Raw genomic sequence first — 10,159 nt, 5'->3', positions numbered from 1 at the left:
GATACGCGCCGAACGACTGGCAGGTCGGGCAGACCGGCAAGGTGGTGGCGCCGGAACTCTATGTCGCCACCGGCATCTCCGGCGCGATCCAGCATCTCGCCGGCATGAAGGATTCCAAGGTGATCGTCGCGATCAACAAGGACGAGGACGCGCCGATCTTCCAGGTCGCCGATTACGGCCTGGTGGCGGATCTCTATCAGGCGGTTCCCGAATTGACCGAAGCGCTCGGCAAGCTCGGGAAGTGACGATGGATAGCCAGCCGGACGATACGGATTCCGGCCGGCGTTTTGCAAAGGGACGGGCAGGCGCGACGACGGCGCGCAGCCCCGGTGAGATGAAACCATGGCGGTAGTGATCAAGAAGGTCGGCGTGATCGGCTCGGGCCAGATGGGCAACGGCATCGCGCATGTGGCGGCGCTGGCGGGGCTCGACGTGGTGCTCAACGATTTGTCGGCCGACCGGCTGAAATCCGCGATGGCGACCATCAACGGCAATCTTTCGCGCCAGGTTTCCAAGAAGATCATTACCGAGGACGCCCGCAAGCAGGCGCTGGACCGCATCGTTTCCAGCGAAACCATGGACGGGCTCGCGGACTGCGATCTGGTGATCGAGACCGCGGTCGAAAAGGAAGAGGTCAAGCGCAAGATCTTTCACGATCTCTGCGCGGTGCTGAAGCCGGAGGCGATCGTCGCCTCCAACACCTCATCGATCTCGATCACGCGGCTCGCCGCATCCACCGACCGGCCCGAAAAGTTCATTGGCATTCATTTCATGAATCCGGTGCCGCTGATGGAACTGGTCGAACTGATCCGCGGCATCGCCACCGACGACACCACCTTCGATGCCTCCAAGGAATTCGTCACCAAACTCGGCAAGCACATCGCGGTGTCGGAGGATTTCCCGGCCTTCATCGTCAACCGCATCCTGCTGCCGATGATCAACGAGGCGATCTACACGCTGTATGAGGGCGTCGGCAACGTCGAGGCGATCGATGCCGCGATGAAGCTCGGCGCGCACCATCCGATGGGGCCGCTGGAACTCGCCGATTTCATCGGGCTCGACACCTGTCTCTCGATCATGCAGGTGCTGCATGAGGGTCTCGCCGACTCCAAATACCGGCCGTGTCCGCTGCTGGTAAAATACGTCGAGGCAGGCTGGCTCGGCCGCAAGACCCAGCGCGGCTTCTACGACTATCGCGGCGACAAGCCGGTCCCGACGCGGTAGGCCCGCGGCATTGTAACATCGTAGGGTGGGCAAAGGCGCATCTGCGCCGTGCCCACCATCTATCCGGTAAATTCAGTTGGTGGGCACGCTTCGCTTTGCCCACCCTACGGCTATCCGTCACTTCACATATTGCGCGACGCCGTGGCCGAACGACCAGTTCTCGGGCAGCACTTCGACGAGATTGATGAAGATGTCTTCGGCGCGCAGGCCGGGATTTTCCGTGAGCCGCTCGACGATGCGCCGGTAGAGTTTCTGTTTCTGCGCCCGGGGACGGGTGTTGCTGATCGTGAGCTGAATGATCACGAGATCGTCGCTGCGCTTGATGCCGAGATAGTTCGGATCGTAGACGAAATCGTCCGCGTCATGTTCGGTCACGACCATGAAGCGGTCGCCTTCGGGGACGTCGAAGGTCTCGCGCATCGCCTCGTAGAGGCCCTCGAGAATCGCCTTGCGATAGGCGGCGGGTTTGCCCCGGCGCAATGAAACCCGGATCAGCGGCATGGAAATCTCCTCAAATTGTACACTGGCTTTCCCAACCATCTAGGCGCGCTTCTTGACCGGGAGATCATGCCTCACTCGAAATTGTTCCGATCCCGGACTCGATGCGCGCGGCCTGAGGCAGCCGTAAAGTGGTGCTTAACGGCTTTGCCGTAGCGTCCCCGGCGGACGGAAGGTGTTGCGTTATGGATATGATGGCGATGGTCAGCGGCATATTGGCCATGCAGGCGGGCAACGTGCAGATGCAGATCGCTACCGCCATCATGAAATCGAATATGGATGCGGATAAATCCGCGGTTCAGACGCTGCTCGGCGCGGACCAGCAGAACATCGGCTCGCTGGCCAATGTCGGCGCCGGCATCGGCGGCAACGTCAACATCACGGCTTGATTTTCTCTCCCCGTCATTCCGGGATGGTCCGAAGGACCGGACCTCAGATGGGCAATTGCGCGTCGGGGAATCTCGAGATTCCGGGTTCGATGCTTCGCATCGCCCCGGAATGACGGCCGCGATTAGCCCCGGAATGACGGGCCTGCTAATCCACCGGCTTCTCCGCCGCCTCGATCAGCTTGACCGCATCGTCGCTGTCCCATTGCGCCGGCCCCTCGATGGTGGCGATCTCGCAGCCCTGGCCGTCCACCAGCACCGAGGTCGGCATCCCCAGCGCCCGGCCCACGCTTTTAAGATCCTGAAAAACCTTGGCTTTTTCGTCGCTGAAATAGCCGAGCCGGGTCAGATGGGCGTTTTGCAGGAAAGCCTTCGGCTTTTCGGGGTCGCGGGTGTCGATATTGATCGCGACCACCTCGAAATTGGGTCCGCCCAGCTTCGTCTGCAGGCCCTCCAGCGCCGGCATTTCCTTGCGGCAGGGCACGCACCAGGTCGCCCACAGGTTCACCAGCACCGTGCGCCCGCGCCAGTCCGAGAGCTTTTTGGGCTTTCCGTCGGCATCCGAAAAGACGAGGTCCGGCAGCCGCAGCGGCTCGGCCGCCATGGTCAGCGCCGCCACCTCGCCATGCGCCAGCGGTGCAATCTTGCTCGCCAGATTGACCGCGGCGCGGCAGGCCGGATCGCCCGAGGCGTTGCGCCTGAGCCCGCCGATCCCCAAAACCCCGGCAAATCCGATCGCCGCCCCGATCACGACCGCGCCAATGGCAATCGGAATCCGGCGCGTGGCCTGGGGGCGGGGCGAGGGCAGATCGGGCATATCGTTTGTCATCCTGTATCAGATACGGCTATGCAGAGCCTATACAACGGCAGGCCCGGGACGAGTACCTTGGAACGCATTTCCGGGCGCGATGCGATGACGGGCGGCAAATCATGAGCGACAAGTCATGAGCAACAAGATGTGGGGCGGCCGTTTCACCGAGCGTCCCGATGCGATCATGGAGGAAATCAACGTCTCCATCGACGTCGATCGGCACCTGTATGCCCAGGACATCGCCGCGTCCAAGGCGCACGCCGCGATGCTCGCGGCGCAAGGCATCATCAGCAAAAACGATGCGAAAAATATCGCCGGCGGTCTAGACACGATTTTGTCAGAGATCGGCAAGGGATCGTTCGATTTCAAGCGCGCGCTCGAGGACATTCACATGAATGTCGAGAGCAGGCTCGGCGAGCTGATCGGCCCCGCCGCGGGACGATTGCACACCGCGCGTTCGCGCAACGACCAGGTGGCGACCGATTTCCGGCTCTATGTCCGCGACACCATTGACGCGACCGATGCGGCGCTGGCCGCGTTCCAGCAGGCGCTGGCGGAGCGGGCGGTCGAACATGCCGCAACCGTGATGCCGGGCTTCACCCATCTGCAGACCGCGCAGCCCGTGACCTTCGGCCATCATCTGCTGGCCTATGTCGAGATGGCCTCGCGCGACCGCGGCCGCTTTGCCGATGCGCGCAGGCGGCTCAACGAATCGCCGCTGGGGGCTGCGGCGCTCGCCGGCACGTCGTTCCCGATCGACCGCGACGCCACCGCAAAGGCGCTCGGCTTCGACCGGCCGATGGCCAACTCGCTCGATGCAGTGTCCGACCGCGACTTCGTGCTGGAAACGCTGTCGGCAGCGGCGATCGCCGCCGTGCATTTGTCGCGCTTCGCCGAGGAGATCGTGATCTGGACCTCGCCGCTGGTCGGCCTGGTGCGGCTCTCCGACAAGTTCACCAGCGGCTCCTCGATCATGCCGCAGAAGCGCAATCCGGACGCGGCCGAACTGGTGCGCGCCAAGACCGGCCGGGTGATCGGTGCGCTGACCGGGCTCCTGATCGTGATGAAAGGCCTGCCGCTCGCCTATCAAAAGGACATGCAGGAGGACAAGCAGGGCGCGATGGAAGCCTTCGCCGCGCTGTCGCTGGCGGTGCGGGCGATGACCGGCATGGTCAGGGATATCGTGCCGGAGAAGCTGCGGATGCGGGAGGCCGCCGGCGAGGGCTACGCCACCGCGACCGACCTCGCAGACTGGCTGGTGCGGAGCTTGAAGATGCCGTTCCGCGACGCCCATCACGTCACCGGCCGCATCGTCGCCGCGGCCTCGAAAGCGGGCGTGCCGCTGCACGAATTGCCGCTGAAGGAGATGCAGGCGATCGAGCCTGGGATCACCAAAGAGGCTTTGGGTGTGCTTTCGGTCGAAGCCTCGGTGAAAAGCCGCTCCAGCTATGGCGGAACCGCGCCGAAGAACGTGCTGGCGCAGGCGAAGGCCTGGCTGAGACGGCTGGAAAAGCAGCGAAAATTGGGCTGAGCACTGGAATTTCGCTGCAATTTCATGGCTTCGCTGCTCTCGCCAGAGTAGGGCAATCTTTGTATGGTGCGCGCCGCGCATTGGGGATTTGTCGTGATTAGCAAGTACAGCCCGAAATCGTCGGGATGGGCCATCGTCGTCTTGAGCGCCGCCGTGCTCGCGCTTGGAGGCTGCGGGCGCAAAAGTGGCCTCGACCTGCCGCCGCACGACACCACGCGGCAGCCGACAGCCTCGGCGCCGGCCGACAGCGACGCGGAGGCCGCCGCCAAGCCGACCGTGTTCAATCCGACCTACGGCGCCGACGCGCCCCCGGCCGCCTCCAAGGGCACCAAGAGACCCATGCCCCTCGACCCGCTCCTGAACAGCAACTGACTGAGCTGCCATGAACCATTTCGACTATCGCAACGGCGTGCTGCACGCCGAGGCGGTGAATCTGATCGAGCTGGCGGACAAGGTCGGCACGCCGTTCTATTGCTATTCGACCGCAACCCTGGAGCGCCACTATCGCGTCTTCACCGAGGCCTTTGCCGGCGAGAAGACGCTGGTCTGCTACGCCATGAAGGCCAATTCCAACCAGTCGGTACTGCGCACCTTGGCAAAGCTCGGCGCCGGCGCCGATGTGGTTTCCGGCGGCGAATTGAAGCGGGCGCTGGCCGCCGGATTCCCCGCAAGCAGGATCCTGTTCTCCGGCGTCGGCAAGACCGAGCCCGAGCTGCGCGCCGCGCTTGCCGCCGACATCCTCTGCATCAACGTCGAATCCGAGCACGAGCTTGAACTGCTGTCGCGCCTCGCAGTGGAGGCGGGCAAGACCGCGAGCATCTCCGTGCGCGTCAATCCCGATGTCGATGCCGGCACGCATGCCAAGATCTCGACCGGCAAGTCCGAGAACAAGTTCGGCGTTCCGATCGCGCATGCGCGCGCCGTCTATGCACGCGCCGCAAAGCTGCCGGGACTCAAGATCACCGGCGTCGATATGCATATCGGCAGCCAGATCACCGATCTCGGCCGTCTTGAAATCGCCTATCGCATCCTGGCGGACTTCGTGCACGTGCTGCGCGCCGACGGCCACACCATCTCGCATATCGATTTCGGCGGCGGGCTCGGCATTCCCTATTACAGGGATCGCGAGGCGCCGCCGGCGCCGGCGGCCTATGCGGCCATGGTCAAGCGCGTCACGCATAATCTCGGCTGCACGCTGATGTTCGAGCCGGGCCGGCTGATCGTCGGCAATGCCGGCATTCTGGTGGCCCGTGTCATCCATGTGAAGCACGGCGACGGCAAGAACTTTGTCATCATCGACGCTGCGATGAACGACCTGATCCGCCCGACGCTGTACGAAGCCCATCACGACATCCTGCCGGTGCGGCAGGCGGTTGCGGATGCAGCGACGATCACCGCCGACGTGGTCGGCCCGGTCTGCGAAAGTGGCGACTACCTCGCGCTCGACCGCAAGCTGGTGGAGCCGAAGGCCGGCGATCTGCTGGCGATCATGACCGCCGGCGCCTATGGCGCGGTGCAGTCCGGCACCTACAACACCCGCGCGCTGATCCCGGAAGTGCTGGTCAAGGGCGACCAATACGCCGTGGTGCGGCCACGCGTCGAGGTGGAAGAGCTGATCGCGATGGACCGGGCAGCGCCGTGGCTGTGAGGTGAGCCGGAATGTAGCCCGGATGAGCGAAGCGAAATCCGGGACTCAGTCTGGCTTGAGTGATCCCCGGATTGCGCTTCGCTTCATCCGGGCTACACGCTTTCCCAAGCCGATGGATCCGACGTTTAGGGTGACATTTCCCTTATTTCAAAACGTCATTGCGAGCGTAGCGAAGCAATCCATCTTCCCGCTGCTGCGCTATGGATTGCTTCGCTGCGCTCGCAATGACGGGTTTGGCGCCTTAGCCCTTGTCCAGTTCGGAAAACACTTCGCGCGCAATCCTAAAACTGTCGACGCCGGCGGGAACGCCGGCATAGATCGCGACCTGCATGAAGATTTCGCGGATTTCGTCCTTGGTCACGCCGTTGGTGAGCGCGCCCTTGATGTGGACGCGCAATTCATGCGGCCGGTTGAGGATCGAGATCATGGCGAGGTTGAGCATGCTGCGGGTCTTCTTTGGCAGCTGCTCGCGGCCCCACACCGCACCCCAGCAATATTCGGTGACCAGCTCCTGGAACGGCTTGTTGAACTCGTCGGCGTTCTTCAGGGCGTTGGCGACATAGGCTTCTCCCAACACCGCCTTGCGGATTTCCAGCCCCTTGTCGTGCGTCTTCTGGTCCATGGTGTTTCCTCTGAGGTTTCCGGTTGCTTCGGCGGCGGACCCTACGGGGTCGCAGCCGCGCAGTCACGCCTTCGTGTTATGCGTGGTTTGCGGTGTGGGATACCGCCGCAGGACGGGTGCCCCACTGCTGCCGTTGTGTTATTGTGCACTGCTTCGGCAACTTGGAGAGAGTTGATTGAGCGGCGCCACCGACCCCTCAGAGCCCCTGCGCGACCCTGATGCCGTCTCACGGCTCAAGCTGACGCAGGCCTTGCAGCGGGCGAAATATGCCATCGCCTGGGAGCGAACCTGGCCGCATCTGGCGCGGCTGTTGACGGTCATCGGACTGTTTCTGGTGGTGTCCTGGGCCGGATTGTGGCTGGCGCTGCCGTTTTTGGCCCGCGCGGCCGGGCTTTTCCTGTTCGTCGCGCTGGCGCTGGGCGCGGCCTTTCCGCTGCTAAAATTCCGCTGGCCGAGCCGCGAGGATGGCTTGAGCCGGCTCGACCGCGGCTCCGGCATCCGCCATCGCCCGGCGACCGCGCTGACCGATACGCTGAAAACGCAGGACCCGGTGGCGCAGGCATTGTGGCAGGCGCAGCGCGAGCGCACGCTGGCCTCGATCAAGCGCATCCGCGCCGGCCTGCCGTCGCCGCGGCTGGCGATCCACGATCCCTGGGCGCTGCGGGCGCTGATCGTGGTGCTGCTGGTCGCGACCTATGTCGCCGCCGGCGACGAGCGCGGCTTGCGCACGGAAGCGGCGTTCGACTGGAACGGGGTGCTGTCGCCGGCCAACATCCGCGTCGATGCCTGGGTGACGCCGCCGGTCTATACCGGCAAGCCGCCGATCATCCTGTCGGCGGCGAGCAAGGAAGCCGCGGTTCCCGCCAGCGGACCGTTGCCGGTGCCTTCGGGCTCGACGCTGATCGTCCGCTCCAGCGGCGGCACGCTCGATGTGGTGGCAGGCGGCGGCGTGAGCGAAACCCAGGCCAAGGAGCAGGCGCCGCAGGGCACCAACGAGCGGCATTTTACCATTACCGGCGACGGCACCGCGCATGTGCGTGCGCCCTCCGGCCAGCCGCAATGGCAGTTCACCGCGATTCCCGACCGCGCCCCGACCATCTCGCTCGCCAAGGATCCGGAGCGGCAGGCCCGCGGCTCGCTGCAGATGTCCTACAAGCTGGAGGACGACTACGGCGTCGCCGAAGCAAGGGCGCATTTCGTGGCCCGGCCGGGCGATGCGCCGAAAGCCGCCGCCGCGCCGCGGCCGCTGTTCGACCCGCCGCAATTTCCGCTGGTGCTGCCCAATGCGCGGACCCGTAACGGTGTCGGCCAGACCGTGAAGGATCTGAGCGAAGACCCCTATGCGGGGGCCGACGTTACCTTGACCCTGACCGCCAAGGACGAGGCCGGCAACGAGGGCAAAAGCGAGCCGTTCGACATGCGGCTGCCGGAGCGGCTGTTCACCAAGCCGCTGGCGCGCGCGCTGATCGAGCAGCGCCGGATTCTTGCGCTCGACGCCAACCAGGACTCGAAAGTCCATGACGCGCTCGACGCGCTGATGATCGCCCCCGAATTGTTCATGCCGGAGACCGGCCAGTATCTCGGCGTCTACAGCGTCACCAGGCAGCTCGAGGCCGCCCACACCGACGATGCGCTGCGCGAGGTGGTCGCAAGCCTCTGGGCGCTTGCGGTGACCATCGAGGACGGCGACATCACCGATGTCGACAAGGCGCTGCGGGCCGCCCAGGACGCGCTCAAGCAGGCGCTGGAGCGCGGCGCCAGCGACGAAGAGATCAAGAAGCTGACCGAGAATTTGCGCGCCGCGCTCGACAATTTCATGCGCCAGCTCGCCGAGCAGTTCCGCAACAATCCGCAGGCGCTGGCGCGACCGCTCGATCCCAACACGCGCGTGATGCGCCAGCAGGATCTCAACAACATGATCGAGCGCATGGAGCGGCTGTCGCGCTCCGGCGACAAGGAAGGCGCCAGGCAATTGCTTGAGCAATTGCAGGAGATGCTGGAAAACCTGCAGATGGCGCAGCCCGGCCAGTCCGGCGACAGCGACATGGAGCAGGCGCTGAACGAACTCCAGGATATGATCCGCAAGCAGCAGCAGTTGCGCGACAAGACCTACAAGCAGGGCCAGGACTCGCGGCGCGATCGCGCCCGCGGCAAGCAGCAGGGCGACCAGGGCATGGGCGACCTGCAGCAGGATCAGCAGGGTCTGCGCGAGCGGTTGAAAAAATTGCAGCAGGAACTCGCCAAGCGCGGCATGGGTCCGGGTCAGAAAGGCCAGAAGGGCGAGCAGGGTCAGCAGAGCGATCAGGATGGCGACCAGGCCGAACAGGGCGACCAGGACGGCGATGAGGATGGCCTCGGTCAGGCCGACAGCGCGATGGGAGACGCCGGCTCCAAGTTGAGCGAAGGCAATGCCGACGGCGCGGTGGATTCGCAGGGCAAGGCGCTGGACGCGCTGCGCAAGGGCGCCCAAAGCCTCGCCGATTCGATGCAGGGCGATGGCGAAGGCCAGGGCGACGGCCCGGGCACGCGCATGGGCCGTCAACAGAGCGGCGGCAACCAGACCGATCCGCTGGGACGTCCGCTGCACGGCCGCGAATTCGGCGACGACTACACCGTCAAGATCCCCGGCGAGATCGACGTGCAGCGGGTGCGACGGATCCTGGAAGAACTGCGCCGCCGCCTCTCCGATCCCTCCCGCCCGCAGATCGAACTCGATTACCTCGAGCGGCTGTTGAAGGATTATTGAGCGGGTTGCGTTGGGGTCGATACCGCTGCCACAAGCACGATCGTCATACGCGGGCTTGACCCGCGTATCCATCATCCTCGCGAGAGTCACTCGACGAGGATGGATTGCCGGGTCACCCGTCTACGCTAAAGCTTCGCAGGGTCCTCGGTGCCAGTCCGCCGAAGCCTTGGCGAAGGCGGAAGCCCGGCAATGACGAGTTGAGCGAGGTTGTAGCCCGGATGGAGCGAAGCGTAATCCGGGATTCCTTGTTTGCGCCCCCGGATTGCGCTTCGCTCCATCCGGGCTACGAATCAGCTACCGCTTCCTCGCCGATAGCGCCGCCGCCACCGCGGTGCGGATGTCGGCGACCGAAAACGGCTTGGTCACGACGTCATGGACGATCGCGTTCAGCCCCGAGGCGCGCTCGCGCTGGTCGGCAAAGCCCGTCATCAGCAGGATCGTCAGTTGCGGAAAATCGCGCGCCGCCGTCAGCGCCAGCGCGATGCCGTCCATCACGGGCATCTGGATGTCGGTCAGCAGCAGGTCGAAGGCGCCTTGTTCCCGGGTGAGGATTTCCAGCGCCTCGGCGCCGTCTTCGGCGGTGACGGTGTCGTGGCCGTCCATCGCGATGGCGCGCGCCACCAGCTTGCGCATGGAGTCTTCGTCGTCGGCGATCAGGATGCGCGCCATCGGGCACTCATCTTGTTCGAGCAG

The 10,159-nt window shown here is 64.6% G+C and carries 11 protein-coding genes; 7 read left to right on the top strand and 4 right to left on the bottom strand.

Translation table 11 applies throughout. The features are described 5' to 3' along the window. A partial coding sequence (locus tag VK804_RS16385) for an electron transfer flavoprotein subunit alpha/FixB family protein (RefSeq protein ID WP_325372056.1) occupies positions 1-245 on the top strand: 245 nt, incomplete at its 5' end. Between the two features lie 97 nt (positions 246-342). After that, positions 343-1,224, top strand: a complete 882-nt coding sequence (locus tag VK804_RS16380) for a 3-hydroxybutyryl-CoA dehydrogenase (protein WP_325372054.1) — start codon at positions 343-345, stop codon at positions 1,222-1,224. 117 nt (positions 1,225-1,341) lie between these two features. On the opposite strand, the gene VK804_RS16375 is transcribed toward VK804_RS16380, so the two are convergent. Further along, entirely contained in the window at positions 1,342-1,725 is a 384-nt protein-coding gene (locus VK804_RS16375) for a tautomerase family protein (protein WP_325372052.1), read from the bottom strand. Positions 1,726-1,907: 182 nt separating this feature from the next. Between VK804_RS16375 and VK804_RS16370 the strand changes: the two genes are divergently transcribed. After that, on the top strand, positions 1,908-2,111 hold the full coding sequence (locus VK804_RS16370) for a putative motility protein (protein WP_325372050.1): 204 nt from the start codon (positions 1,908-1,910) through the stop codon (positions 2,109-2,111). Between the two features lie 145 nt (positions 2,112-2,256). Here VK804_RS16370 and tlpA read toward each other — a convergent pair whose 3' ends face one another. Further along, positions 2,257-2,937: a thiol:disulfide interchange protein TlpA gene (gene tlpA / locus VK804_RS16365; RefSeq protein ID WP_325372048.1), complete on the bottom strand. Its 681-nt coding sequence runs from the start codon at positions 2,935-2,937 to the stop codon at positions 2,257-2,259. 115 nt (positions 2,938-3,052) lie between these two features. On the opposite strand from tlpA, the gene argH reads away from it, so the two are divergent. From argH to lysA, 3 genes are all read left to right on the top strand, one after another. Continuing rightward, complete coding sequence (gene argH, locus VK804_RS16360; protein WP_325372046.1) at positions 3,053-4,450, top strand: argininosuccinate lyase; 1,398 nt, start codon at positions 3,053-3,055, stop codon at positions 4,448-4,450. 93 nt (positions 4,451-4,543) lie between these two features. Continuing rightward, complete coding sequence (gene lptM / locus VK804_RS16355) at positions 4,544-4,822, top strand: LPS translocon maturation chaperone LptM (protein WP_325372044.1); 279 nt, start codon at positions 4,544-4,546, stop codon at positions 4,820-4,822. A 10-nt stretch (positions 4,823-4,832) separates the two neighbouring features. Continuing rightward, positions 4,833-6,098 (top strand): diaminopimelate decarboxylase, encoded by a 1,266-nt coding sequence (gene lysA, locus VK804_RS16350; RefSeq protein WP_325372042.1) that lies wholly within the window; start codon positions 4,833-4,835, stop codon positions 6,096-6,098. Positions 6,099-6,339: 241 nt separating this feature from the next. On the opposite strand, the gene VK804_RS16345 is transcribed toward lysA, so the two are convergent. After that, positions 6,340-6,720: a carboxymuconolactone decarboxylase family protein gene (locus VK804_RS16345; RefSeq protein WP_325372040.1), complete on the bottom strand. Its 381-nt coding sequence runs from the start codon at positions 6,718-6,720 to the stop codon at positions 6,340-6,342. Positions 6,721-6,895: 175 nt separating this feature from the next. On the opposite strand from VK804_RS16345, the gene VK804_RS16340 reads away from it, so the two are divergent. After that, positions 6,896-9,466 (top strand): TIGR02302 family protein, encoded by a 2,571-nt coding sequence (locus tag VK804_RS16340; protein ID WP_325372038.1) that lies wholly within the window; start codon positions 6,896-6,898, stop codon positions 9,464-9,466. Between the two features lie 294 nt (positions 9,467-9,760). On the opposite strand, the gene VK804_RS16335 is transcribed toward VK804_RS16340, so the two are convergent. Continuing rightward, positions 9,761-10,135, bottom strand: coding sequence for a response regulator (locus VK804_RS16335; protein WP_325372036.1), 375 nt, complete (start codon positions 10,133-10,135; stop codon positions 9,761-9,763). Positions 10,136-10,159: the final 24 nt, after the last annotated feature.

Origin of the sequence: Bradyrhizobium sp. (assembly GCF_035484855.1) — a bacterium.
Taxonomy (GTDB): domain Bacteria; phylum Pseudomonadota; class Alphaproteobacteria; order Rhizobiales; family Xanthobacteraceae; genus Bradyrhizobium.
The sequence above is the reverse complement of the archived record's forward strand: the minus strand, read 5'-3'. Positions and strand labels throughout refer to the sequence as shown.